The sequence below is a fragment of the Notoacmeibacter ruber genome, assembly GCF_003668555.1.
Lineage (GTDB): Bacteria > Pseudomonadota > Alphaproteobacteria > Rhizobiales > Rhizobiaceae > Notoacmeibacter > Notoacmeibacter ruber.
The window spans coordinates 2,153,328-2,178,046 of record NZ_RCWN01000001.1; the positions used below are offsets into that span (position 1 = coordinate 2,153,328).

Annotated in this window: 22 protein-coding genes; 13 read left to right on the forward strand and 9 right to left on the reverse strand. The window is 60.7% G+C overall.

Annotated elements, in window-relative coordinates; genetic code table 11:
• Positions 1-7 precede the first annotated feature (7 nt).
• The 5 genes from D8780_RS10240 to D8780_RS10260 form a co-directional block, all read right to left on the reverse strand.
• Positions 8-1,618 (reverse strand): carboxyl transferase domain-containing protein, encoded by a 1,611-nt coding sequence (locus D8780_RS10240; protein ID WP_121645501.1) that lies wholly within the window; start codon positions 1,616-1,618, stop codon positions 8-10.
• Positions 1,615-2,763, reverse strand: coding sequence for an isovaleryl-CoA dehydrogenase (locus D8780_RS10245; protein ID WP_483466382.1), 1,149 nt, complete (start codon positions 2,761-2,763; stop codon positions 1,615-1,617). Before D8780_RS10245 ends, D8780_RS10240 begins: the two co-directional genes overlap by 4 nt.
• Before the next feature lie 14 nt (positions 2,764-2,777).
• Entirely contained in the window at positions 2,778-3,416 is a 639-nt protein-coding gene (locus D8780_RS10250) for a TetR/AcrR family transcriptional regulator (RefSeq protein WP_121645503.1), read from the reverse strand.
• 72 nt (positions 3,417-3,488) lie between these two features.
• Positions 3,489-4,229: a response regulator transcription factor gene (locus D8780_RS10255; protein WP_121645504.1), complete on the reverse strand. Its 741-nt coding sequence runs from the start codon at positions 4,227-4,229 to the stop codon at positions 3,489-3,491.
• Complete coding sequence (locus D8780_RS10260; RefSeq protein WP_121645505.1) at positions 4,229-6,175, reverse strand: hybrid sensor histidine kinase/response regulator; 1,947 nt, start codon at positions 6,173-6,175, stop codon at positions 4,229-4,231. The genes D8780_RS10255 and D8780_RS10260 overlap by 1 nt, the downstream gene beginning before the upstream one ends.
• Positions 6,176-6,369: 194 nt before the next feature.
• On the opposite strand from D8780_RS10260, the gene D8780_RS10265 reads away from it, so the two are divergent.
• The 9 genes from D8780_RS10265 to D8780_RS10305 all read left to right on the forward strand — a co-directional run bounded on the left by D8780_RS10265 (position 6,370) and on the right by D8780_RS10305 (position 17,344).
• Entirely contained in the window at positions 6,370-7,212 is an 843-nt protein-coding gene (locus tag D8780_RS10265; RefSeq protein ID WP_121646512.1) for an ABC transporter ATP-binding protein, read from the forward strand.
• 59 nt (positions 7,213-7,271) lie between these two features.
• Positions 7,272-9,200 carry an AMP-binding protein gene (locus D8780_RS10270; protein WP_245412404.1) on the forward strand — a complete coding sequence of 643 codons (1,929 nt, stop codon included), beginning with the start codon at positions 7,272-7,274 and terminating at the stop codon, positions 9,198-9,200.
• Positions 9,197-10,090: a branched-chain amino acid ABC transporter permease gene (locus D8780_RS10275; protein ID WP_121645507.1), complete on the forward strand. Its 894-nt coding sequence runs from the start codon at positions 9,197-9,199 to the stop codon at positions 10,088-10,090. Before D8780_RS10270 ends, D8780_RS10275 begins: the two co-directional genes overlap by 4 nt.
• A gap of 4 nt (positions 10,091-10,094) precedes the next feature.
• Positions 10,095-11,156, forward strand: a complete 1,062-nt coding sequence (locus tag D8780_RS10280; protein ID WP_121645508.1) for a branched-chain amino acid ABC transporter permease — start codon at positions 10,095-10,097, stop codon at positions 11,154-11,156.
• A gap of 106 nt (positions 11,157-11,262) precedes the next feature.
• Entirely contained in the window at positions 11,263-12,504 is a 1,242-nt protein-coding gene (locus tag D8780_RS10285) for an ABC transporter substrate-binding protein (RefSeq protein WP_425373628.1), read from the forward strand.
• Between the two features lie 85 nt (positions 12,505-12,589).
• Positions 12,590-13,426: an ABC transporter ATP-binding protein gene (locus D8780_RS10290; protein ID WP_199699589.1), complete on the forward strand. Its 837-nt coding sequence runs from the start codon at positions 12,590-12,592 to the stop codon at positions 13,424-13,426.
• Positions 13,427-13,443: 17 nt separating this feature from the next.
• Positions 13,444-14,691, forward strand: a complete 1,248-nt coding sequence (locus tag D8780_RS10295; RefSeq protein WP_121646515.1) for a phenylacetate--CoA ligase family protein — start codon at positions 13,444-13,446, stop codon at positions 14,689-14,691.
• A 44-nt stretch (positions 14,692-14,735) separates the two neighbouring features.
• Positions 14,736-15,938 (forward strand): acetyl-CoA C-acyltransferase, encoded by a 1,203-nt coding sequence (locus D8780_RS10300; protein ID WP_121645509.1) that lies wholly within the window; start codon positions 14,736-14,738, stop codon positions 15,936-15,938.
• 119 nt (positions 15,939-16,057) lie between these two features.
• On the forward strand, positions 16,058-17,344 hold the full coding sequence (locus D8780_RS10305; RefSeq protein WP_121645510.1) for an NAD(P)/FAD-dependent oxidoreductase: 1,287 nt from the start codon (positions 16,058-16,060) through the stop codon (positions 17,342-17,344).
• 26 nt (positions 17,345-17,370) lie between these two features.
• On the opposite strand, the gene D8780_RS10310 is transcribed toward D8780_RS10305, so the two are convergent.
• The 4 genes from D8780_RS10310 to D8780_RS10325 all read right to left on the reverse strand — a co-directional run bounded on the left by D8780_RS10310 (position 17,371) and on the right by D8780_RS10325 (position 21,103).
• Positions 17,371-18,552: an NnrS family protein gene (locus D8780_RS10310; protein ID WP_121645511.1), complete on the reverse strand. Its 1,182-nt coding sequence runs from the start codon at positions 18,550-18,552 to the stop codon at positions 17,371-17,373.
• 151 nt (positions 18,553-18,703) lie between these two features.
• Entirely contained in the window at positions 18,704-19,768 is a 1,065-nt protein-coding gene (arsB, locus tag D8780_RS10315; protein WP_121645512.1) for an ACR3 family arsenite efflux transporter, read from the reverse strand.
• A 75-nt stretch (positions 19,769-19,843) separates the two neighbouring features.
• A complete protein-coding gene (locus D8780_RS10320) occupies positions 19,844-20,200 on the reverse strand; it encodes an ArsR/SmtB family transcription factor (protein ID WP_121645513.1) in 357 nt (118 codons plus the stop codon).
• Positions 20,201-20,266: 66 nt separating this feature from the next.
• Entirely contained in the window at positions 20,267-21,103 is an 837-nt protein-coding gene (locus D8780_RS10325; RefSeq protein ID WP_121645514.1) for a DeoR/GlpR family DNA-binding transcription regulator, read from the reverse strand.
• Positions 21,104-21,301: 198 nt separating this feature from the next.
• On the opposite strand from D8780_RS10325, the gene phnD reads away from it, so the two are divergent.
• The 4 genes from phnD (at position 21,302) to phnE (D8780_RS10345) (ending at position 24,674) form a co-directional block, all read left to right on the forward strand.
• Entirely contained in the window at positions 21,302-22,237 is a 936-nt protein-coding gene (gene phnD, locus D8780_RS10330; RefSeq protein ID WP_425373651.1) for a phosphate/phosphite/phosphonate ABC transporter substrate-binding protein, read from the forward strand.
• A 63-nt stretch (positions 22,238-22,300) separates the two neighbouring features.
• Complete coding sequence (gene phnC / locus D8780_RS10335; RefSeq protein ID WP_121645516.1) at positions 22,301-23,077, forward strand: phosphonate ABC transporter ATP-binding protein; 777 nt, start codon at positions 22,301-22,303, stop codon at positions 23,075-23,077.
• On the forward strand, positions 23,074-23,868 hold the full coding sequence (gene phnE / locus D8780_RS10340) for a phosphonate ABC transporter, permease protein PhnE (protein WP_121645517.1): 795 nt from the start codon (positions 23,074-23,076) through the stop codon (positions 23,866-23,868). The genes phnC and phnE (D8780_RS10340) overlap by 4 nt, the downstream gene beginning before the upstream one ends.
• Positions 23,865-24,674: a phosphonate ABC transporter, permease protein PhnE gene (phnE, locus tag D8780_RS10345; RefSeq protein WP_121645518.1), complete on the forward strand. Its 810-nt coding sequence runs from the start codon at positions 23,865-23,867 to the stop codon at positions 24,672-24,674. Before phnE (D8780_RS10340) ends, phnE (D8780_RS10345) begins: the two co-directional genes overlap by 4 nt.
• Positions 24,675-24,719 lie beyond the last annotated feature (45 nt).

Genomic DNA, 24,719 nt, shown 5'->3' on the forward strand with positions numbered 1-24,719 from the left:
AATCTCCTCACATCCGGAACAGGCCGAAGCGCGTCTCTTCGATCGGCGCGTTCAGCGTGGTGGCCAGCGAAAGCGCCAGCACGTCGCGGCTCTTTGCCGGGTCGACGATACCGTCGTCCCAGAGGCGGGCCGATGCGTAGAGCGGATGGCTCTGGCGGGCGAACATCTCTTCCGTCGGTTTGCGGAAAGCGGCCTCGTCCTCTTCGCTCCATTGCTCGCCTCGCTTTTCCATGGCCTGGCGTTTGACGATGGCAAGCGTCCGCGCGGCTTGCTCTCCGCCCATCACCGCGATGCGGCTGTTCGGCCAGGACCACAGGAAACGGGGGGAATAGGCGCGCCCCGCCATGCCGTAATTGCCGGCGCCGTAAGAGCCGCCGACGATCATCGTGATCTTGGGCACCGCCGTTGTCGAAACAGCCGTGACGAGCTTTGCGCCGTGGCGCGCGATGCCGCCGGCCTCCGCCTGCCGCCCGACCATGAAGCCGGTAATGTTCTGCAGGAAGAGCAGCGGGATCTTCCGCTGGCTGCACAGTTCGACGAAATGCGCGCCCTTCACGGCGCTTTCGGAGAACAGGACGCCATTATTGGCCAGAATGCCGACCGGCATTCCGTAAAGATGCGCAAAGCCGCAGACCAGCGTTTCGCCGAAGCGCGACTTGAACTCGTCGAAGCGCGAACCATCCACCAGACGCGCGATCACTTCACGAATATCATAAGGCGTTTTCGGGTCGGCGGGAACGATACCCATCAGTTCGGAGGGATCATAGGCTGGCGCTTCGGGCGTCAGGAGGTTGAGCGAGGTTCGCTCGGCCGGACCGAGATTACCGACGATGCGCCGCGCGATGGCGAGCGCATGCGCGTCATTCTCCGCCAAGTGGTCGGCAACGCCGGAAAGGCGCGTATGAAGATCGCCGCCGCCGAGTTCTTCGGCCGTGACATCCTCACCCGTCGCCGCCTTGACGAGCGGCGGACCGGCCAGAAAGATCGTGCCCTGATCGCGGACGATGATCGTCTCGTCGCTCATGGCCGGCACATAGGCCCCGCCCGCCGTGCACGAGCCCATAACAACCGCGATCTGCGCGATGCCCTTGGCACTCATCTGGGCCTGATTGAAGAAGATTCGCCCGAAATGGTCGCGATCGGGGAAGACCTTGTCCTGGTTCGGCAGATTGGCCCCGCCGGAATCGACCAGATAGACGCAGGGCAGACGGTTCTGTTCGGCGATTTCCTGCGCGCGCAGATGCTTCTTGACCGTCAGCGGGTAGTAGGTCCCACCCTTCACCGTGGCGTCATTGGCCAGCACCATAACGTCGCGGCCCATGACGCGGCCAATACCGGCGATAGCGCCTGCCGCCGGTATTTCATCGCCATAAAGTCCGTTTGCGGCCAGCAGCCCCACCTCCAGAAAGGGGGAACCGGGGTCGAGCAGGCTCTGAACACGGTCGCGAGGCAACATCTTGCCACGCGAAAGATGGCGCTCGCGCGCCCGCTCGCTGCCTCCCGCAAGTGATTTCTCCGCAACCTCGCGGACCGCCTCCATCTGGCTTTCCATAGCCTGCCGGTTCGTTTCGAATGCTTCGGAACGAACGGCAAGCTGACTCTGAATGATCGCGCTCATGCCGTCTCCGTGAAGAGTTCGCGGCCGATCAGCATGCGGCGAATTTCGCTGGTGCCGGCACCGATCTCGTAGAGCTTCGCATCACGCAACAGGCGACCGGTGGGATATTCGTTGATGTAGCCGTTACCGCCCAGCGCCTGAATGGCCTCGAGCGCGACCTGCGTCGCCTTTTCCGCAGCGTAGAGAATGCAGCCGGCAGCGTCCTTGCGCGTCGTTTCGCCACGGTCGCACGATGCCGCGACGGAATAGACATAGGCGCGGCAGGCATTCAGCGTGACGTACATATCTGCCACTTTCGATTGCATGAGCTGGAAGGTGCCGATCGGCTGACCGAACTGTTCGCGTTCATGAATATAAGGCACGACCACATCGAGGCAGGCCGCCATGATGCCGAGCGGCCCGGCGGCGAGCACCACCCGCTCATAATCGAGCCCGCTCATCAGAACGCGGACGCCGCCATTCTCCTCGCCGAGAATGTTCTCATAAGGGACTTCGCAATCCTCGAAGACGAGTTCGCAGGTATTGGAGCCGCGCATACCGAGCTTGTCGAGCTTCTGGGCGGTCGAAAATCCCTTGAAATCCTTTTCGATCAGGAAAGCGGTAATGCCGCGTGGTCCCGCATCCGGCTCGGTCTTGGCGTAGACGACCAGCGTATCGGCGTCCGGCCCGTTGGTGATCCACATCTTGTTGCCATTCAGGATAAAGCGGTCATTGCGCTTCTCGGCCTTCAGCTTCATCGAAACGACGTCGGAGCCGGCACCCGGCTCGCTCATCGCAAGCGCGCCGACATGAGCGCCCGAAATGAGATTGGGCAGATAGTCCTGCTTTTGCTCTTCGCTGCCGTTGCGGTTGATCTGGTTGACGCAAAGATTGGAGTGGGCGCCATAGGAAAGCCCCACGGAAGCAGAAGCGCGGGAAATCTCTTCCAGTGCGACGCAGTGGGCGAGATAGCCCATCTCGACGCCGCCATAGGCTTCCGGCACGGTCACGCCGAGCAAGCCGAGATCCCCCATCTTCCGCCAAAGGTCGGAGGGGAATTCGTTGCTGGAATCAATCTCGGCGGCACGCGGCGCGATCTCCTCCGCCGCGAAACGGCGAACCGTCTCGCGAAGCGCGTCGATCTCCTCTCCGAGAGCGAAATTCATGGTCTGGTCGAACATCAGTCCTCTCCTCCAATGGGGTAATCGATCCCCACACTTTGCAATGTTATCTGTACGTAACTCTCGATGACGTCACGGCGACCGAGACGTCCGCCTTCCCGGTACCAGACGGTGACACCCGTCATCATGGCGATGAGCGCGCGCGCCTGAACCGCTGCATCCGGCCCGCGAAAGGCGCCGTTTCTCAGCCCCTCGGCCAACACGTCCCGCAGGACGGCCTCGTAGCGATTGCGCAGGGCATGGACCCGCTCGCGGCCCTCCGGCTCGAGATTTCGGAGTTCCATGTAAGCGATGAAGACATCGTCTGGCTTGTCGATGTGGTAGCCGACATGGAACCGAACGAAGGCCTGCAGCCTGGCGATCGGGCCGCTTTCTCCCGACAGAGCCTCATCCAGAGCCAGGATAAGCGTTTCCATATGTTCGATCATCAAGGCGGCGAGCAGATCCTGCTTGCCGGCAAAATGATTGTAGATCGCACCCTGCCGCACACCGACCGCCTCGGCGATATCGCGCATCGAGACCGCTGCGTAGCCGCGCTCGGCAAAAAGCCGCAGCGCTTCGCGGCGCAACTCATTGCGGGTATCGGGACGGCGTGTCTTCAACAAAAGCAGCTCACCGGTTAATGAATGATCGTTCATTCATTGCATTTCGCAGGGAGAAATGCAAGCCAGCGGACGTTGAATCCAGATGCTTGGGCAATGTGAAACGGGTCAGCCCGCCAACCAGACCACCGGGCTGGCAAAGACATATCCCGCTCCGTAAACGGTCCGGATGAAGTTCGGGCTCTTGGGATTGTCGTTGAGTTTCTTGCGAAGGCGCGAGACACGCACATCCACGCTCCGGTCGAATGGCTCTTCACCGCTTGCAAAAAGGCATTCGAGCAGAAAGTCGCGGGTAATCACCCGCCCGGACGCATTGAGAAATGCTTTCAGAATTTCCGCATCGGCGTTCGAAAGAGACTGGACCACGCCATCCGGGCCGGTCAGTTCATAACGTGTGAAGTCGCACCGCCAGCCGGAAAACTCAGCAATTCGCTCTCGGTCGGCCTGGTTGGCAGGGGCTTTCGCCAGTTGAGCCGACTGACGCGAACGGCGCAGCACGCTTCGCACACGGGCGACCAGTTCTGCCGGTTCGACAGGCTTTGGCAGATAATCATCCGCTCCCTGTTCCAATCCCTTGAGCCGATCGTCCAGCGTGCCCCGTCCGCTGACGACGACGGTCGGAACGCCGGCATCGCCAAGGCGGTTACCGAGCACCGATAGTCCGTCGCCATCGGGCAGACCGAGATCGATGATGCAAAGTGAAGGCGCTCGCTGCTCCAACGCCGCGCGAAAATCCGATAGCCGCTGAAAATAAGAGACGGCCATGCCGGCAGCTTCCAGCTCCCGTCGGAAGACCGCGGCAAGGTCCCGCTCGTCTTCCAGCAGATAGATCAGATCCTGTTCACTCATCAATCCACACTCCGGTCGGCACCGGCTCTTTCATGCTCGATGAACGAGGCCGCCACGGCAAGACTCGATGCTATGGCCGCCGCATCCACCGGCTTGTGCGCAATCGGCACACCGGCGGGCAGTCGTCCATCCTTGGCTTCCGCGCCATAGCCGGAGAGAAGCGTCACAGGCAAATTCGGCCAGTTCCGACGAACGGCACCGGCCAGCTCTATACCGCCCATCACGGGCATCGACACGTCGGACACCACCGCCGCTATTCCCGGCACGCTCTCCAGAAGTTCCAGCGCCTCCGCTCCATTATCGGCTTCGAGGATATGCGCGCCCGAGGCCACCAAGTCGCGCCGCAGAACATGGCGCACGGCATCCTCATCGTCGACGAGAAGAAGGAGTTTGCCCGAGAGGGCAAATGTCTGACTGGTCACGATGGAGCCATCGACAAGAGCACTGACGCCATCTTCGACCAACGAATTGGCGGCCGGCAGATCCAGCGTGAATACGGTCCCCTGCCCCGTCGCGCTTTCGACTGAAATTGCCCCACCTGAATCGGTAACGAACCCCTGCACCATGGTGAGGCCGAGACCGCTTCGTTCCCCACCCGGCTTGGTCGAATAGAAGGGTTCGAAGATCCGCGTACGCTGCTCCTCATCCATGCCTTTGCCATCATCGGCGACGACGATCTGAACCGTATCGCCCGCTCCGTTGCGCGCACTGATGGTGATCGTGCCATGACCGTCGATCGCATCGGCAGCATTAATGACAAGATTGATGAGGCTGGTTTCCAGGAGCGCTGGATCGGCATAGGCATGAGGTTCCTCATGGCTGCTTTGCAGAACCAGTTCCACATCTTCGCCGAGCGAGGGGCGGACAAGATCGGTGACCGTTCGGATTGAGTCATTCAGATCGACCCGCATGGGAGAGAGCGGCTGGCGTCTGGCGACGGCGAGAAGACGGCGCATCAGATCCGCCCCCCGCCTTGTCGCGCGGATCGCCGGCTCCACCATCTCACGACGCAGTTCGTCGTTCTCGATCCGGTCGGCGAGCGGCTTCAGATTACCGAGAATGATGGTCAGAAGATTGTTGAAGTCGTGCGCGATGCCGGAAGAAAGCTGACCGAGCGTTTCCATCTTTTGCGCCTGAGCCAGCGCTGCGGCAGCCATCTTTTCCCGGGTGATGTTCACGGTCAGCACGTAGAAGCCGTTCACCGTATCGTCAGGCGCCCTGTCGGGCCTGAGAAATGTGCGCGTTTCCAGTGTTCTGCCGTCCGGAAAGTGGATCGGTATGTCGAATGTCTGCGCTTCGCCGCGCGATGCACGGGCGAAAAAGGGACGCACGCGCTGCCAGGTCTCCGTCGAGAGAACCTCGTTCTCCTGCTTTCCAACCAGATCATCGGGATCGCGCTGGTAGGCCCGCGCGAAACGCCTGTTCACGAATTGAAAGGCGCCACTCCGATCCAGGTAAGCGATACCGGCGGGCACCTCATTGGCCATGAGGCGCAGGCGCTCCTCGCTCTGCCGCAATTCTTCGGTGCGTTTGAGAATGCGCCGTTCCAGCTCCAGTTCCCGGCGCCGCTGAAGCGTGATGTCAGAGTAAAGCGTTGCGAAACCGCCGCCCGGCAGCGGCCAACCCGACACATTCAGCACCACGCCATTTGGCCGAACGCGCTCAAGGGTGTGACTGCGGAACAGACGCGCCGTACGAACCCGCTCCGCTACCATCGCCTCCACCTCGCCAGCACCATATTCTCCGCGCATGGCGTTCCAGCGTATCAGCGCTTCGAATGGTGTGCCCGGCCGCGTCAATTCCTCTGGGAGACCGAGTAGATCCGACGCCCGTTCATTGACAAAGACCAGCTTGAGATCAGCGTTGAACAGGGTCAGCCCCTGATCGATCCGGTTCAGACCGTCTTTCAGCATGTCGAGCGTATCGGGCATGAATTCCGCCGTCATGACGCCTTCCCTCCTCACGTCAGAGAAGCGAAACTGCCAGCGCTGGCAAGGATTGGCAAAGCCAAATCACTGTGAAACGGAACTTTGACGGGAAATGTTTCGGTCGCAAAACTCTTGAAACATTTCTCTCCGAATTAGAGCCTCGGCTTTGGGAGGAGCTGCCGGCGGGCAAACGCCCGCCGGCGGACATGCCGATGGGAGGATTCTGCTTGGCAGATCAGGAAAACACGCTTTTGCGCGTTGACGGCGTCTCGCTGCAGTTCGGCGGCGTGAAGGCGCTGAGCGACGTTTCGTTCGATGTAAAAAAGGGAGAGCTGTTCTCCCTGATCGGACCGAACGGCGCTGGCAAGACATCGATGCTCAACTGCATTTCGGGTCGCTATCGCCCCACCGAGGGAAAGATCGAATGGCGCGGTGACAACCTGCTGAAACATTCGATCAATGACCGGGCGAAACTCGGCATCGGCCGCACCTTCCAGAATCTCGCGCTCTTCGGACATATGAGCGTCCTCGACAACATTCTGGTTGGCCGCCACCATCGGCTGAAGAACAATTTCCTGACAGGCATGGCCTATTGGGTCGGCGGCGCCCGGCGTGAAGAGCTGGCCGAGCGGCGCTTCGTCGAAACCATCATCGACTTTCTGGAAATCCAGCACGTGCGGAACGAGCCGGCAGGAACCCTTTCCTATGGCCTTCGCAAACGCGTCGAACTGGCACGCGCCGTCGCGATCGATCCCGAACTGATCCTTCTCGATGAGCCGATGGCGGGCATGAACCTCGAAGAGAAAGAGGACATGGCCCGTTTCATCATCGCCCTGCGCGAAGAATTCGCCATGACCATCATGATGATCGAGCACGATATGGGCGTGGTCGTCGATCTCTCCGACCGCGTTGCGGTGCTGGATTTCGGGCGTGTCATCGCCGCCGGCCAGCCTGAGGAAGTGCTCGCCGACGAACATGTGAAGAAGGCCTATCTCGGCGAGGAGGATGAGGTGCTCGATGCTCTTGCCGACGAACAGGAAAGGGAAATCGCATGACAGAAAAACGTCTGACGATTTCCGGCAGCGAGATCGGCTGGCCCGAGGCATCCGAGGATATCCGGGAAGCCGGCCAACTGAAGACCTTGCCGAAGCTCCTTCGCCGCAATGCCGAGCGCTTTCCGAAGGCGATCGCCCAGCGCGAAAAGGAATTCGGCATCTGGATCAGCTATGACTGGGCCGAGGTCGAAGGCCATATTTCGAAAATGGCCGCCGCATTCCGCGATATAGGCGTCGGCCAGGGCGATGTGGTGGCCTTGATCGGCGATAATCGCCCGGAATGGGTATGGGGCGAAGTGGCTGCCCATGCGTGCCGTGCCATGAGCCTCGGCATCTACCGGGACGCACTGGAAGACGAGATCCGCTATCTGGTGGACTACGCCAAGCCGAAGGTCATCATCGCGGAAGACGAGGAGCAGGTCGACAAGCTGCTCGAGCTTGGTGACACGATCCCGAGCATCAAGGCCATCGTCTACACCGACGACCGCGGCATGAGGAAATATGAAGATCCGCGGCTGATCTCGATCGAGGCACTTGAAGAGCGCGGCAAGGCCGTCCTGGACAAGGAAGCCGGGCTCTGGAGCCGCATGGTGGAAGAGACCGATGGCGCCGACGTCGCCATTTTGTGCACCACCTCCGGCACCACATCGAATCCCAAATTGGCGGAGTGGACCGGCAACGCCTTCATCGGCCACGCCGTGACCTATCTTCGCGCCGACCCGCGCGGCCCGGAAGACGAATACGTCGCGGTTCTGCCGCTCTCCTGGGTGATGGAGCAGATGTATTCCGTTGCATGGAACTTCCTGGCGCGGATGAAGGTGAACTTCCCCGAGGAAGAAGAGACCATGATGGCCGATCTGCGCGAGATCGGGCCGACCTTTGTGCTTCTTTCGCCGCGCGCATGGGAATCGGTGGCTGCCGATATTCGCGCCCGCATCATGGATGCGCGTCCCTGGAAGCGCCGCATCTACAACTGGGGCGTGTCGCGCGGCATGAAAGCCATGGAAGGCGGCGAAAGATCCTCTGCTGCCGAATGGTTTCTTTTCCGCCATCTGCGGGACCGGCTGGGCTTTTCGCGGCTGAAATCTGCGGCCACTGGCGGCGCCGCCATGGGGCCGGAAACGTTCCGGTTCTTTCAGGCAATGGGACTGCCGCTCAAGCAGCTTTACGGCCAGACCGAAGCGCTCGGCGCCCACACCGTCCACCAGGCGGGGCATGTCGACTATGAAACCGTCGGATTCCCGATGCCCGGCTGTACACTGACCATTCGTGACCCCGATTCCGAAGGCTTGGGCGAGGTGCTGGTGCGCCATCCGCACATGATGAGCGGCTACTACAAGAATCCGGAAGCCTCCGCGGAGAGCTTTTCAGAGGACGGGTGGTTCGAAACCGGCGATGCCGGCTACCTGACCGAAAAAGGTCATCTCGTCGTGATCGACCGCATCAAGGATCTGGCGACAACATCACGCGGCGTGCGTTTCTCACCGCAGTTCATCGAGAACAAGCTCAAATTTTCGACCTATGTCGCCGAGGCTGTCATTCTCGGCAAGGACCGGCCTTATCTCGCAGCGATGATCTGCATCCGCTATCCGATTCTCGCCAAATGGGCCGAGGAACGACGGATCTCGTTCACGACCTATTCCGATCTCGCCTCCCGGCCGGAGGTCTATGCGCTGCTTCGCGAGGAGGTCGAACGCGTCAACGCAACGCTTCCGAAGCAGCAACGCATCACGAAATTCCTTCTTCTCTACAAGGAACTGGATGCCGATGACGGCGAACTGACCCGCACGAAGAAGGTCCGCCGCAGCGTCATCGCGGAAAAATACGAGGGCATTATCGAGCGCATCTATTCGGGCTCCGATCATGTCGACATCGACACGGTCATCAACTTCCAGGACGGCAGCAAGCAGCGCATCGTCACGACGCTGGCGATCGAAACGCTTGAAAACGCCCCGGACGCACAACCGACGGAGAGCCAGGCAGCATGAACACCTCACTTCTCGTCCAGCTTCTGGTGAACGGCGCCATTGTCGGCATGCTCTACGGCATCGTCGCCATGTGCTTCGTGCTCATCTACAAATCGACACAGGTCGTGAACTTCGCCCAGGGCGAATTCGTGGTCCTTGGCGCATGGGTCTGTCTGTCCCTCGTCGTCTCCATGGGCCTGCCCTTCTGGCTCGCCTTTCTCTTTTCGCTCGTGTTCATGATGCTGTTCGGCATTCTGGTTCAGGTCGTCCTGTTACGACCGTTGGTCGGTGAACCGGTCATTTCGGTCATCATGGCAACGATCGGCCTGTCGATCTTCATGCGGTCGACCATGAACTGGATCTTCGGCAACAATGCCGTCCGCTTTCCGCAGGTCTTCGATACCGCAACGGTCCAGATTGCGGGCCTCAATGTCGAGACCGCCTACATTATGAGCTTGGTGCTCTCACTATTCGTGATGGGTCTCTTCTTCTGGTTCTTCCAGTATTCGCGCTGGGGACTGGCGATGCGCGCCACCGCCTGGAACCAGCAGATCGCTCAATCGCTCGGTATCTCGGTCGGACGGGTCTTCGCAATGGCTTGGGCCATCTCGGCGGTCGTCTCGGGCATCGCCGGCGTGGTCATCGGCCTCGTCTCGGCCGTCTCCAACTCACTCGCCATCATCGGCATCAAGGTCTTCCCGGCCGTGATCGTTGGCGGTCTGGACTCCATTGTCGGCGCGATTATCGGCGGCCTGACGATCGGCATTCTGGAAAACCTCGCCGAGTTCGTCGACGGTCAGTACCTCCATGTCGGCAACATGTACTCCGTGGCGCCTTTCTACGTCCTTCTCATCATCCTGATGATCAAGCCTTACGGCCTGTTCGGCACACCCGATATCGAGCGAGTGTAAACTGATGGTTCACGTCCCGAATCCAAGACCGACCGGCGATTTCCGCGTCTCCTATGCGGCGGACCGCACGATCTTCCGCACCAGAAATGAGACCATGGCGGTCATGGTCGGCCTGGCACTCGTTGCGCTGGCTCCGCTCTTTTTCGGCGGATACGTTCTGTCGCAGCTTATTCTGATCGGCATCTACGGAATCGCCGCGCTGGGACTGAACGTCCTGACGGGCATGACCGGCCAGATATCACTCGGCCACGGCGCCTTTTTCGGCTTCGGCGCCTTCGCATCGGCCTGGATCGCAAGCCGCGGCATCCCGGTGCTGATCGCAATCCCGCTGGCCGGTGTCATGACCATGGCTGTCGGCATGATCTTCGGCATCCCGGCCGCGCGGCTGAAAGGTCTCTATCTCGCCATTGCCACGCTCGCCTCACAGTACATCCTCGAGGACTTCTTCGCCCGTGCCGACTGGTTCACCGGAGGCACCTACGGTTCGCTTGCTGAAACGGCCAGCCTCTTCGGCTTCCAGTTCAACAGCGATGCGCGCTATCTCTATCTGGTCCTGTTCTGGGTGATCGTGACCTTCATCGGGGTCGCCAATCTTTCGCGAACCCGTGACGGTCGCGCGCTTGTCGCGGTGCGCGATCACTATCTCTCCGCCGAGATCATGGGGATCAACCTGACGAAGTACCGCATCCTTTCCTTCGGCATATCGTCCTTCTTCGCCGGGATCGGCGGCGCACTCTACGGCCACTATCTTGGCTTCGTCTCTGCGGAAGGTTTCACGATCCTGTTGTCGATCGAGTTCCTGGCGATGATCATCATTGGCGGTCTCGGATCCGTATCCGGATCGCTGCTCGGCGCAGCCTTCATCCTTCTGTTGCCGCAAGCGATGGAAGTGTTCGCAAACGCGCTGGCGACAGTTGTGCCGGCCATCGCGCAGGGCACGGCCTATATCAAACAGATGAGCGTCGGAGCCGCGATTATCCTGTTCCTTGTTCTGGAACCGGAAGGACTGGTTCACCGCTGGCGCATGATGCGTGCGAGCTGGAAACTCTACCCGTTCTCGCACTGACCAATTGCCACGTAGCCCGGGAGGGGCACGTGGCGACACGGACTGTGGCGGTCCTCGCGGCGCCGCCCAATCTGACCGAACAAGGCCGCGACTGGGAGGAACGACTATGATGTCGCTCACACGACTGACCTTCGCCACCGCCTTTGCGGCAGGCACCATTCTTTCGGGTTCGGCCTTGGCACAGGAAGACAGCGTTCTGGTCGGCCATCTGGCTGACTATACGGGCGCCACCTCCTTCGTCGGAAAACAGTACGGGCCCGGCGTTTCCGACGCATTCAAGCAGATCAACGCCGATGGCGGCATCGATGGGACCATGGTCGAGCTCGACACTGTCGACTACGCCTACAAGGTTCCAGAGGCCATTGCTCTCTTCAAAAGGTGGGTCGGCAACGGCATGGTCGCCCTTCAGGGATGGGGCACGGCTGACACCGAAGCCCTGATCTCGTTCGTGGCGCGCGAAGAAATCCCGACGATCTCCGGTTCCTATTCGGCCCACCTCACCGATCCGCAGGGCAAGAACCCCAATACAAGGGCACCGGCGCCGTTCAATTTCTTCTACGGTCCGTCCTATTCGGATTCCTGCCGTGCGCTCGTCCAGTGGGCCTCGGAAGACGCCAAGGAGAAGGGCGTCGAGAACCCGACCTTCGTCCATACGGGCGACAACCACCCCTATCCGAACGCTCCGAAAGAAGCCTGCGCATCTTACGCGGAAGAGCTGGGCTTTACCGTGGCTCCGCCGGTTGTCGTGCCGCTCGCACCGGGTGACTTCAAGGCGCAGTGCCTGACCATCAAGGATAGCGGTGCCCAGTATGTTTATATGGGCAATCTGGGCGGCTCGGTCGTTTCGCTCATCAAGAGCTGCAACACGGTCGGCGTCGAAGCCACCTATATGGGCAACCCATGGGCCGGCGACTATCAGACGGTGGAAGCTGCCGAGACGCAGAACCTCATCTTCCCGTCCTCCACACCGTTCTACGGCGCTGACGTACCCGGCATGGAACTGGTCAAAAAGATCGTCGAGAACGGCGAAGGCCAGGTCGGCGATCGTCCGACCCACCATTACCTGCGCGGCGTCTGCTCGGCCTATTACATGAAGGAAGCCATGGAATGGGCCAAGGCCAATGGCGGCATCAATGGCAAGAACATCCGTGATGGCATGTACCAGAAGAGCGATTGGGTGCCGGAAGGCCTCGAAGGCGTCTGCTCGCCCTCGACCTGGACCGAGGACGACCATCGCGGCCTGCTGAAGGTGACGATCAACTCCGGCTCGTTCAAGGACGGCGAAGCTGTCATCGAAAAGATCGCCGAGATCGACGTCCCGCGCCGTGATGAATGGCTCGGCCAGTAAGCCGAAATGACATTGCTGGCCGGCCCGGACAGGCCGGCCAGCGACCACCACCCGTCGGGCAAGCCAAGCGGAAAGCCAACGCAACATGACCATGACCGCCGAAGCCAAAGTCTCGGATAATGCGCCCTCTAAGGCGAACGACACATTGCTGTCGCTGAACAATGTCGAGGTCGTCTTCAACGACGTGATCCTTGTTCTGCGCGGCATGTCACTCGATGCGCGGCGCGGCCAGATCACGGCGCTGCTCGGTGCGAACGGCGCAGGCAAATCCACCACGCTGAAAGCAATTGCCGGCCTGTTGAAGACCGAGGATGGCGAAATCACCCGCGGAACGGTGAGCTATAACGATAGCGATATCACCTACACAGCCCCCGACAAGAAGGTTCGCGACGGCATCTTTCTTGTCATGGAAGGGCGCGGGATCGTTCAGGACATGACGATCCGTGACAATCTCCGGCTCGGCGCGTTTACCCGCCGCGACGCCGATATCGAGTCAGAAATCGAGGAAGTGTACCGCTTCTTTCCCCGCCTGCAGGAACGCAAGGGCCTCGCTGGCTACCTTTCTGGCGGCGAGCAGCAGATGCTGGCGATCGGGCGCGCCATGATGGCGAAGCCGAAGCTGATCATGATGGACGAGCCGTCCATGGGCCTGTCTCCGCTTCTGGTGAAAGAGGTTTTCGGCATTATCCGTCGCCTCAATGAGGAACTCGGCATTTCCATTCTTCTCGTCGAGCAGAACGCCAACATGGCGCTCAAGGTCGCCGACTACGGATACATCATGGAAAACGGCAAGATCGTGCTCGACGGCACCGGCGCCGAGCTGTCCGAGAACGAGGACGTCAAGGAATTCTATCTGGGCGGCGGCGAGCGCCGCTCGTTCCGAAACGTCAAGAGCTTCCGTCGCCGGAAGCGCTGGCTTTGACGGAAGCGGAGGATACCATGTCCAAATTCTTCGACAGACTTGAAGAGCGTACGGCGCACGACCGCGAATCCGACCTGTTCGACGCCCTGCGCCGCCAGATATCCAACGCCAAATCGAACGCGCCCTATTACCAGCAGGCGCTGGCCGATATCGATCCCCAGACGGTAGGTGACCGTGGCGCGCTCGCGAAGCTCCCGATCCTGCGCAAATCGGATCTGCCCGCCCTTCAGGCGGAAAGCCCGCCCCTCGGCGGCCTTGCGACACAGGATGCGGGTAAGTTTCGCCGTCTCTTTTTGTCGCCCGGCCCGATTATCGAGCCGGAAGCCGATGAGGAGCACTGGCGCATGGGCCGGGCTCTGCATGCAGCCGGCATCGGCGCGGGCGATCGTGTCATGAATACCTTCGCCTATCATCTGACCCCCGCCGGCTTCATGTTCGATCATGGCTGCATGGCCGTCGGTGCTTCGGTCTTCGCAGGCGGCATCGGCAATACGGAGCAGCAGGCCGAGGCGATCGGCAGACTTGGTCTCACCGCCTATGTCGGCACACCCGATTTTCTCAAGACCATTCTGGAACGGGCCGACGCCAGTAACATCGATGTGTCAGGGCTCACCCGCGCTCTTGTAAGCGGCGGCCCCCTCTTTCCAAACCTGCGCGAATGGTACGCCGCGCGAGGCATCACCGTACGCCAGTGCTACGGCACGGCCGAACTCGGGCTGATCGCTTATGAGAGCGCCGGTCCCGCCGACGGCATGGTGACCGATGAAAATGCTTTGGTCGAGATCGTCCGGCCCGGAACGGGCGATCCGGTGGAGAGCGGCGAGGTCGGCGAGGTCGGCGAGGTCGTGGTGACGACCTTCAATCCGCACTATCCGCTCATTCGCTTTGCCACCGGCGATATGTCGGCCTTTATGGCGGAACCATCGCCCTGTGGCAGAACCGCGCCGCGTTTGAAGGGATGGATGGGACGTGCCGACCAGACGACGAAGGTCAGGGGCATGTTCGTTCATCCCTCGCAGGTGGCCCGCATCATCAAGCCGTTTGACGGGATCGACCGCGCGCGCCTGATCGTTACCGAAAACGAGGGCCACGACCAGTTGACGCTACACGTGGAATGCGAGGGCGAACCGAATGGTCTGGCCGAACGGCTGGCCGATGCCTTGCGGGCGGAATGCCGCCTTCGCGGTAATATCGTATTCGATCGTCCCGGCAGTCTGCCCAATGACGGCAAGGTTGTGGATGATCGCCGCCAATTGGGGGTATGAGAGGCCCTGGCCTTACACCCCGGCCCCTCACTCAGGAGTTTGCCATGACATCTGAAACCATCGTGATCACAGGCGCTGCACGAACCCCTATGGGTGCTTTCCAGGGCGAACTTTCCGGCGTATCGGCGACGGAACTCGGATCGGCAGCCATCGAGACCGCTCTGAAGAAGGCTTCAGTGTCCGGCCAGTCGGTCGACGAGGTTTTCATGGGCAACGTCCTTCCGGCAGGCCTCGGCCAGGCGCCGGCGCGTCAGGCTGCCATTCATGCCGGCATCGATCAGAAAACACCGTGCAACACCATTTCGAAGGTCTGCGGCTCGGGCATGCGGGCCGTCATGTTCGCCCATGACGCTCTGAAGCTCGGTCAGGGTGACGTGATGGTGGCCGGCGGCATGGAGAGCATGAGCAACGCGCCATATCTTTTGCCAAAAGCAAGGAGCGGCTATCGGATCGGCCACGGCCAGGTTCTCGACCACATGATGCTGGACGGCCTTGAAGACGCCTACGACGTCGCACCCGATGGAACGCGCCGTTCGATGGGAACCTTCGGAGAGGACTGTGCCGAAAAATACCAGCTGACCCGCGATGCGCAGGACGCCTACGCGATCGCGAGCGTGGAGCGCGCGGCCAAGGCCAATGAGGATGGTGGCTTCGATTGGGAGATGACTCCGATCATCGTCAAGTCGCGCCGCGGCGAGACCGTCATCGACAGCGACGAAGGCCCCCGCAGCATAAAACTGGACAAGATTCCGAATTTGCGACCGGCCTTTCGAAAGGATGGCACGATCACGGCAGCGTCCTCCTCCTCCATCAACGATGGCGCGGCGGCGCTGGTCCTGACGACCGCATCACAGGCGGAGAAAAGCGGCACCACCCCAATCGCCCGCATTGTCGGCCACAGCGCCTATGCGGCGGAGCCGGGATGGTTCACGACCGCACCGATCTTCGCCATGGACAAATTGCTGGAACGGATCGACTGGTCCTATGACGATGTCGACCTCTTCGAGATCAACGAGGCGTTCGCGGTGGTGCCGATGGTGGCAATGAAGCAGCGCTCCATACCGCATGAGAAGGTGAATGTGCATGGCGGCGCGTGTGCGCTCGGCCATCCGATTGGCGCCTCCGGCGCGCGCATTCTGGTGACACTATTGGGTGCTCTCAAGAGCCGGGGACTCACCAAGGGCGTTGCCTCTATCTGTATCGGCGGCGGAGAAGCCACGGCACTTGCGGTGGAAATGCTCGACTAGTCGATCGAGCTTTCCATCGGAGACATTGCGTCGGGAATTCATCGCTGCTTTCCTCCCGGATCGGCCTGTCAGTCGTGGACTGCAGGTGCGTAGTCCTTGGATGAAACGGCGGAGGCAAAGTGAATTCCCGACCCAACGGCAATTTGTGGCGCCATAGCAGCGCCGAATGCGTCGAAACGGAGCCTCTCGCCGCCGACAAGTCAGCTGATCTCGTCATTATCGGCGGCGGCTATACCGGGTGTTCGGCAGCATTGGAGGCCGCGACGCAAGGCGCCTCAGCATGTCTGCTGGAGGCAGAGACGGTTGCCGATGGCGGGTCGGGCCGCAATGTCGGCCTCGTCAATGCCGGGCTCTGGCTTCCGCCCGATGCGCTGATCAAGGCCATGGGCCGGGAAGCGGGCGAGAGGCTTGTCAATATCCTTGCCCGCGCCCCGGATGAGGTTTTCAGACGCATCGAGACGTATGGGATCGAGTGCGAGGCGACACGCTCTGGCACACTTCACTGCGCTCACTCGCCTTCGGGCTTGAAGGACCTCGAAGACCGTTATCGGCAGGGTAATCGCTACGGTGCCCCTCTCCGGCTGCTTGGCGCAGAGGAGACCCACGTGCGAACCGGAGCCGCCAGCCTTCACGGCGCCCTGTTCGATCCGCGCGCCGGCACGATACAGCCGCAAGCCTATTGCCGCGGTCTGGCAAGAGCCGCCCGCGACGCGGGCGCATCCATTCATGACCACAGCAAGGTCGACCGGATCAGCCGTAATGGCGGTGAATGGCTCGTCGAGACGAACGGCCATTCCGTCCGGACAAAACGCCTTCTGCTTGCAACGAATGCCTACCACCGCCAGATCGAAGGGCAGAGCAAGCCTCATTTTGTTCCGGTCCACTATTCGCAGTTTGCGACTGCGCCGATACCGGAAGACAAAAGAGCCAATCTCCTGCCTGGAGGCGAAGGCTGCTGGGACACCGGCCTTATCATGACATCGTTTCGCCTGGACGCAGCCGGGCGCATGATCCTGGGCGGGGTCGGCGATTTGGATGGTCCCGGTCGAGCTATCCATCACGGGTGGTCACGCCGCAAATTGCACACGCTCTTTCCAGAGATCGGCGATATTCCCTTCGAATTTGCATGGCAGGGCCGTATCGCCATGACCGCAGACCATGTCCCGAAGATCCTTGCTTTCGGTCCAGATGCCTATGCGCCGTTCGGTTATTCAGGCCGCGGCATCGGGCCAGGCACCGTCTTCGGAGCGGCCACCGCTCGCGCATTGCTCTCCGGCGATGAAGAGAGTCTGCCTGTTGCGCCGGTGCGCAGCTATTCGGAGCGCTTCAAACCGCTTCGCCAGATCTTTTACGAGACGGGCGCCACCGCGATGCATGCGGTCAGTAGCCACCGGGGCTCACCGTAACCGCAGCCGCCGCTTTCGTACCATCCTTAGCGGACGGCCATAGACCCATAACGCAGCAGGAACAGCAGGAATGCCGCGATCCAAAGAGAGCCGCTGAGCGTCAGGATCAGCGGATCAGGCGCAATGGCATAGTCGAAGCGCAGTAGAACCGAGGCGGCCAGCGCCGCATAGATCGAAAGGATCGGCCCGTCCGCATGGAGCTTCTGACCGGTATGTCCAAGGCTGGCGCGGGTCATGACCGCCATGGTCATCATGCCGATCGCACCTGCCGTCAGCAGGTGAAGACTGCCAGTCGGCGGCACCAGATCGGGAGTGACGATGGAAAACGCCACGGCGAGCAGCCCGAGGGGTATGAACGCGTAGGCCAGATGGAGGATGATGAGCAGCCCCTCCCGGCCCGTTTTCCACCCCCTCCAGCGATATAGTCGAAACATGTTCAATACGGACGCGAGACCGAGAATGAAGGCGGTCGCCGCATGGTCTGGCAAACCGGTCCATACCAGAAGTGCCATGGCCGACACGGCGATCGTCGCACCATCGTAACGGCCGAACGGGACCGGCAACGATGAACTCTTGCGCTGAACCAGCCAGTTCCGCGTGAAGCTTGGGATGATCCGCCCCCCGATCAGCATGATCAGGACCAGAATGACGGCGATCCCGCCTCGCCGGCTGTAATCGCTCGTTCCTGATAGCGCGACCTCGACATGAAAGGCCAAGTTGGCCGCGGCGAAAAAAGTGCAGAGAACGAGCACCCGCAGATTGCGGTAGTTTTTTCCTGCAATCAGTTCGCGGGCGATCACGAAGATGAGGTAGGCGGGAAACAGAAGATCAGCGAACGCGGCGACCCATCCGCCGATGAAAGCGGACGTGCCGACCGCCACGCGACCGATGAGCCAGAGCAGAAAGAGAAAAAGCAGACGCCCGCCTGCGACCGGCAAACGCTTTGTCCAGTTGGGCACAGCGGTGAGCAGAAAACCCGCAATCACCGCCCCGGTGTAGCCGAACAGCAGTTCATGAATATGCCAGTCGACGGGCGTGAAGGCCGTTTGCAGAACATCGAAACCGGAAAGGGTCAGCACGAACAACGCCATGACGAGCACAGCCCACAGCGCCGCGGAAAGAAAGAATATCCGAAATCCCTGGCGTAGAATGGCAGGAGTATCCGCATAGCGGGCCGACGCGCGCGCTCCGGACTTGAGAACATGCATAAGGCACCCAATCTTGCCGTCGGCCGGACATATTCGCCGTCGGCCGGTCAGAAACTGATGACCGGTGCATCACTATCCGGAGCAAGGCCACAGATGTTTGCGCAAGAACAAACGCCTGGCATTTCGTGATTGGACGGCGATGGGCGAGCGCTTAGCGGGAGGAAGCGGTCTCGAAGGACGAAAAACGATCACGCGTCCGGTTCGCAAAAGCGACCAGCGAGAGCATGACAGGCACCTCGACCAGAACACCGACCACCGTCGCGAGCGCCGCACCCGAATTCAGCCCGAACAGGCTGATCGCCACCGCCACCGCCAGTTCGAAGAAGTTCGACGTTCCGATCATCGCACAAGGTGCCGCGATCTTGTGCGGCACCTTCAATGCGAAGGCTGCGCCATATGCGAGCGCGAAGATGCCGTAGCTCTGAATCAGGATCGGCACAGCGATGAGAACGATCATCAATGGCTGCGCAAGGATGACACTGCCCTGCAGCCCGAACAAAATGACAACGGTGGCGATCAGGCCGATGATCGACCACGGCTTGATCCGCGCCGTAAAGGCCTCGATCCTTTTTGGTGAGCCTAGCGCGCGGCGGGTCAGCAGGCCTGCCAGAAGCGGCAGGACCACATAGAGGACAGTTGCCAGAAGTAGCGTTTCCCACGGCACCGCTATGTCTGTTACGCCAAGCAGGAATGCGACGATCGGTGCGAAAGCCACGATCATGATGAGGTCATTCACCGAGACCTGGACCAGCGTGTAGGTTTCGTCGCCACGTGTCAGTTGCGACCAGACGAAGACCATCGCCGTGCAGGGTGCCGCGCCGAGCAGGATCAGACCGGCGGTAAACTGGTCTGCTTCCTCGGCAGAGATGAGTGGCGCGAAAATGTATTCGAAGAAGAGAACGGCCAGCAAAGCCATGGTGAAGGGTTTGACCAGCCAGTTGATGACGAGGGTGAGCAAAAGCCCCTTTGGCTGCCGGGCAACGCCCGACACGGCGCCAAAATCGACGCCGATCATCATCGGATAGACCATCGCCCAGATCAGCACGGCCACGACGAGATTGATCGAAAAGACCTCCGCCGATGCGACAGCATCGACAAGCCCCGGCGCGACACTGCCGAGAATGACGCCAGCGACGATCGCCAGTGCGATCCATAGCGTGAGATAGCGCTCGAACGCCCCGAGCGGTTGGCCGGTCGGCTCGGAAGTATCAGTCATGCAATCTCCATTGCCAGCCTCTGGGGGCGGGCCGTGTTGAACCTGTCGCGAAATTCCTCATGGCAGGACGGCACGTCACGAGCGTTTATCTCGTCCTGCCGGCAGACAACCCGCCAGCTCGTTTACCAGCGACCCACACAGATCCGCCCTGCCCCCGCAACAATCATTGACGAGAAAGAGCATCAGTTCACGTAGCCGCCCGATATCGGCTCGATAGATAATCGACCGGCTCTGCCGTTCGTTTGATACCAGTCCCGCCCGCGCAAGAACGGAAAGATGAGCCGACATGGTGTTCTGCGGAACGGCCATTTCCCGTGCGATCGCGCCGGCAGCCATGCCATCCGGCTCATGACGGACGAGCAGACGAAAAGCCTCCAGCCGCGAGGGCTGCGAAAGGGCCGTGAGAACCAGACTGGCGTCTTCCATATCCATATATCCAGAATGACGGATACAATTAGCACCGTCAAGGCGCTCCTTCCTTCTCTCTGCCCGGAATTTTCAGTCACAGGCGAGATGACGGCGCTCGTTTTCAAAGGTCTCGCGTCGAGATAAGGGGGTCAGAATATTGACGCCGGCCGTCTGGAGGCGCTCTCCGAGATGGTCCTGCGGTAGAGTGTCACTTACGAGCGTATCGATTTCGCTGAAACTGGCGACGCGCGAGAGGTGAGTGCGGCCGAACTTGCTACCGTCGATCAGAAAGCGGCAGAGGCGGCTCTGCCCCATCATCGTACGCTTGACCGTATCAAATTCCTCGATGGCCTCCGTCACACCTGCTTCACTGAGGCCGGACGCTCCAAGAAAGCACGCATCGACATGAAAGCGCTTCAGATAATCGCACGTTTCGGTCCCGACGACGGCCGCCTCCTGCGGCAGGTAGGCACCGGGAGCGAGCTTCACACGAGCCTTTGCACTCTGTCCGAGGATCAGCGCGACTTGGAGACTGTTGGTAATCGCAAGCACCCGGCGGTCAGCGAAAGCGAGGGCACGCGCAAACTCCATGACCGTTGCGCCCGCATCGATCATGATCGTATCGCCATCGGAAACCAGCGTCGCAGCAAACTGGCCGAGGCGCTCGCGTTCGGCGATGAATTCGAGCCGCCGCGCATCGAGACTGTGCTGGGACCCAGGATGAGGAGCGCTGGCGCCGCCATGCGCGCGTTGAAGCAGGCCCTCGCGGCTCAGATCCTCAATGTCGCGCCGCACGGTTTCTGTTGTTACGCCAAACTGTCCAGCAAGATCGGCAACCCGCACATGCGGCTTCAACTTCAGTTCCAACAGAATTTGCTGGTGGCGTTCCTGCTTTTTCAGCCGCCGGGACTCGCTCGTCTGCGCCATTATCAAACTGCCTTTCCGCAAGGACCGAACAAGTTTCTATGAGAAAAGCCAAAAATTCTAGCCGTCTCTTGTTGCATATCCCAAAAAACGATGGTGTCATCGAAACGACCGCGTCATATTGGCGCGCATGAGTATGAGTGGGAGGAACTATAAATGCTCAAGGAAACAGTTTTTAGTACAACGCTCTTTGCGGCGCTGATGCTGGCCGCCCCGGCCCTGGCTCAGGACAATTGCGAAAATCGCGGCGCGCTGGATAAGCAATATTGTGATGCCGACGGCGATCTCGTGGCAGACGCCCCGACCGACGAGAGCAAGCTTCGCGATCCCGATACGCTGGTGTTTGCCTACACACCGGTCGAAGATCCGGCAATTTACGAAGATATCTGGGAGCCCTTCATTTCGCACCTCGAAGAAGTGACGGGCAAAGATGTACAGTTCTTCGCCGTTCAGTCCAACTCCGCCGAAGTGGAGGCGTTGCGCTCTGGCCGGCTTCACATCGCCGGCTTCTCTACCGGCCCGACGCCGTTCGCCGTCAATCTCGCCGGCGCCGTTCCCTTCGCCATCATGGGCGCTGACGATGGGCAGTTTGGCTACAAGCTGCAGGTCTATACCCAGGCCGATAGCGACATCAAGGAAGTCGCCGATCTGGCGGGCAAGCGCGTCGCGCACACGTCGCCGACGTCTAACTCGGGCAACCAGGCTCCGCGCGCCCTCTTCCCCGATCTCGGCGTCGTGCCGGACGAGGATTACGAAGTCACCTATTCCGGCAGCCACGACCAGTCGATGCTCGGCGTGGTCGCTGGCGACTACGACGCCGCTCCGGTTGCGTCCGAGGTGGTGGACCGGATGGCCGAGCGTGGCCTTTACGATCCATCCGAGGTCCGTATCGTCTGGGAAAGCGACCCCTTCCCGACGACGTCCTACACCTATGCGCACGACCTGACCCCCGAACTGAAGGACAAGATCGAAGAAGCCTTCTTCAGCTTCGACTTTACGGGTACCGCTCTTGGTGAAGAGTTCAGCGGCGTCTCCAAGTTCATTCCGATCACCTACAAGGATCAGTGGAAAGTGATCCGCCAGATCCAGAAAGCGAACGGCGTGGAATACACGCCCGAAGGTCTGGCCGCCGAATAAGCAGGCAGTGGCGAGCCGGCGCACCTCATGCGATGCGCCGGCTTCCGCACGGAGTGAACAAACATGTTGGAAATTACCGATCTGGTGAAGCGCTATGGCAGCGGTGATCCAGTCCTCAAGAACTTGAACCTCACCATCGAGGGTGAAAGCGTCGTCTCGATCATCGGCTCCTCCGGCGCCGGCAAGTCGACGCTTCTGCGATGCATCAACCGGTTGGTCGAGCCGACCTCCGGATCCATCGTGCTCAACGGCACCGAACTGACGGGCCTGCGCGGCAAGAAACTGCGCGCTGCCCGGCGCAAGATCGGCATGGTGTTTCAGGGATTCAATCTCGTTGACCGCCTCACTGTCATGGAGAACGTGCAGTCGGGACGCCTGGGATATATCTCCACCTGGGCCGCGATCATGCGCCACTATCCCAAGGAAGATATCCGGCACGCCTATGAACTGATGGAGAGAGTCGGCATCGCCCAATACGCCAACACGCGGGCGGACCAGCTTTCCGGCGGCGAGCGCCAGCGCGTCGGTGTCGTGCGCGCGCTGATGCAAAACCCGGAAATCCTGCTCGCGGACGAGCCGACGGCGTCTCTCGACCCCAAGACCTCCGAACAGATCATGGGGCTCTTGCGGGATCTGGCGGGCGAGCTGAAACTCCCCGTCCTGATCAACATCCACAATGTGACCGAGGCCAAGGAATATACCGACCGGATCGTCGGTATGCGCTACGGTCGCATTATCTTCGACGACAAGCCGGCCCAGCTCGATCAGCATGCCATGGAGGAAATTTATTCCGGCAATCCGCATGCCGACCGCAGCGGAGATTTGAGGGAAGCGTCATGACGGCCGCGCGCGATACATGGAAGCGCCCGCCCTTCATTTCCAATCCCGTCGTCCGGTGGACGGTCTATATCGTCGCCATCGTCTACTTCGGCTGGGTCGCAGCGACGATGCCGATCGACTGGCAGCGCGTCATCGACGGGTTCGGCCGGGCCGGCCTTATCTTCGGTGGGGCCTTTCCGCCCAGCTTTGAAAGAAGCGGCCTTCTGATCGATGGCTTTCTGGAAAGTCTGAAGATCGCGATTCTGGCGACGGCCGGCGGCGTCCTGCTGTCCATTCCGATCGCCTTCATGGCGGCTCGCAATGTGGCGCCCCTGCCCATCTATTATCTGGGTCGCTTCATCATCATCGTGGCGCGCAGCTTTCACCCCGTGATCGTTGCTATCATCTTCGTCAAAGCAGTGGGTTTCGGTCCCTTTGCCGGCGTCCTGACGCTGATCGTCTATTCGATCGGTTTTGTCGCCAAAATGCTGGCCGAGCGCATCGAGGAGATCGATTTCGGCCAGGTCGAGGCAATGCGGGCAGCAGGCGTTCCTTATCTCTCGACCGTCTTCTATGCGATTTTCCCGCAGATCATGCCCCGGCAGATCGGACTGACGATCTATCAGCTCGATTCCAATCTCCGTGCCTCGGCGGTGGTCGGCATCGTAGGAGCCGGCGGGATCGGCGCGACGCTTGCCAATGCGTTCGGGCGTTATGATTACGATTTCGCGCTCGCCATCACCATCGTCATCGTTGCCGTGATCCTTCTCTCCGAAGGCATTTCCGGACAGATCAGGAAGCGGGTCGCATGAGTACGATTTCCGAACAATTCGGGCGGGACGAATGGACCCGCTTCACGCCCAAGCAGCGCATGCAGCGCTATGGCATCTTCGCCCTCACGGCGCTGGCTATCGCCTGGGCCTTGAGTTCGATCGAAGTCATCTGGGCATGGGTGTGGGATGCGCCAAGCCAGATGGGCGACCTGTTTGGCCGGATGTACCCGCCGGACGCAACGAATCTCGGATCGATCCTTCGCATCCTGTGGGAGACGGTCAACATCGCCACCTTCGCGACAGTCCTCGCGGTCTTCATGTCGCTGCCCGTCGCCTATCTGGCCGCCCAGAACACCACGCCAAACCGTGTGACGCTCTGGCTCGGACGTCTGATTCTGGTGACGTCCCGCTCGGTCAACACGATCATCTGGGCCCTGCTCTTCGTGGCAATCTTCGGCCCCGGCGTGGTGGCCGGCATCGTGGCGATTATGTTCCGGTCGATCGGCTTCATCGGCAAGCTCCTCGGCGAAGCGATCGAGGAGATCGACAAACGACCGGTCGAGGCTTTGGAAGCTACCGGCGCATCGCGTTTCAAGGTCATTGCCTATGCGATCGTGCCGCAGGTCATGCCGACCTTCTGGGCGGTATCGATCCTGCGCTGGGACATCAATCTGCGGGAATCCACCGTTCTCGGGCTGGTCGGCGCTGGCGGTATCGGCATCATCCTTCAGGGTGCGATCGATACGTTCAACTGGCCCGAGGCGGCAACGGTGCTATTGGCAATCCTGGCTTTGGTGATCGTCGGTGAGATCGTGTCGGCCTTCCTGAGGCGCCGCATCCTTTGATCGGTGGATGGAATGCCCAATGAACGATCGGCGCGCTTCGGGCGC

What these genes read in the sequence shown, in the direction of transcription:
- D8780_RS10240 (WP_121645501.1), bottom strand. Translation starts at nt 1,618, where the DNA reads ATGAGCGCGATCATTCAGAGTCAGCTTGCCGTTCGTTCCGAAGCATTC.
- D8780_RS10245 (WP_483466382.1), bottom strand. Translation starts at nt 2,763, where the DNA reads ATGAATTTCGCTCTCGGAGAGGAGATCGACGCGCTTCGCGAGACGGTT.
- D8780_RS10250 (WP_121645503.1), bottom strand. Translation starts at nt 3,416, where the DNA reads ATGAACGATCATTCATTAACCGGTGAGCTGCTTTTGTTGAAGACACGC.
- D8780_RS10255 (WP_121645504.1), bottom strand. Translation starts at nt 4,229, where the DNA reads ATGAGTGAACAGGATCTGATCTATCTGCTGGAAGACGAGCGGGACCTT.
- D8780_RS10260 (WP_121645505.1), bottom strand. Translation starts at nt 6,175, where the DNA reads ATGACGGCGGAATTCATGCCCGATACGCTCGACATGCTGAAAGACGGT.
- D8780_RS10265 (WP_121646512.1), top strand. Translation starts at nt 6,370, where the DNA reads ATGGGAGGATTCTGCTTGGCAGATCAGGAAAACACGCTTTTGCGCGTT.
- D8780_RS10275 (WP_121645507.1), top strand. Translation starts at nt 9,197, where the DNA reads ATGAACACCTCACTTCTCGTCCAGCTTCTGGTGAACGGCGCCATTGTC.
- D8780_RS10280 (WP_121645508.1), top strand. Translation starts at nt 10,095, where the DNA reads ATGGTTCACGTCCCGAATCCAAGACCGACCGGCGATTTCCGCGTCTCC.
- D8780_RS10285 (WP_425373628.1), top strand. Translation starts at nt 11,263, where the DNA reads ATGATGTCGCTCACACGACTGACCTTCGCCACCGCCTTTGCGGCAGGC.
- D8780_RS10290 (WP_199699589.1), top strand. Translation starts at nt 12,590, where the DNA reads ATGACCATGACCGCCGAAGCCAAAGTCTCGGATAATGCGCCCTCTAAG.
- D8780_RS10295 (WP_121646515.1), top strand. Translation starts at nt 13,444, where the DNA reads ATGTCCAAATTCTTCGACAGACTTGAAGAGCGTACGGCGCACGACCGC.
- D8780_RS10300 (WP_121645509.1), top strand. Translation starts at nt 14,736, where the DNA reads ATGACATCTGAAACCATCGTGATCACAGGCGCTGCACGAACCCCTATG.
- D8780_RS10310 (WP_121645511.1), bottom strand. Translation starts at nt 18,552, where the DNA reads ATGCATGTTCTCAAGTCCGGAGCGCGCGCGTCGGCCCGCTATGCGGAT.
- arsB (WP_121645512.1), bottom strand. Translation starts at nt 19,768, where the DNA reads ATGACTGATACTTCCGAGCCGACCGGCCAACCGCTCGGGGCGTTCGAG.
- D8780_RS10320 (WP_121645513.1), bottom strand. Translation starts at nt 20,200, where the DNA reads ATGGATATGGAAGACGCCAGTCTGGTTCTCACGGCCCTTTCGCAGCCC.
- D8780_RS10325 (WP_121645514.1), bottom strand. Translation starts at nt 21,103, where the DNA reads ATGGCGCAGACGAGCGAGTCCCGGCGGCTGAAAAAGCAGGAACGCCAC.
- phnD (WP_425373651.1), top strand. Translation starts at nt 21,302, where the DNA reads ATGCTGGCCGCCCCGGCCCTGGCTCAGGACAATTGCGAAAATCGCGGC.
- phnC (WP_121645516.1), top strand. Translation starts at nt 22,301, where the DNA reads ATGTTGGAAATTACCGATCTGGTGAAGCGCTATGGCAGCGGTGATCCA.
- phnE (WP_121645517.1), top strand. Translation starts at nt 23,074, where the DNA reads ATGACGGCCGCGCGCGATACATGGAAGCGCCCGCCCTTCATTTCCAAT.
- phnE (WP_121645518.1), top strand. Translation starts at nt 23,865, where the DNA reads ATGAGTACGATTTCCGAACAATTCGGGCGGGACGAATGGACCCGCTTC.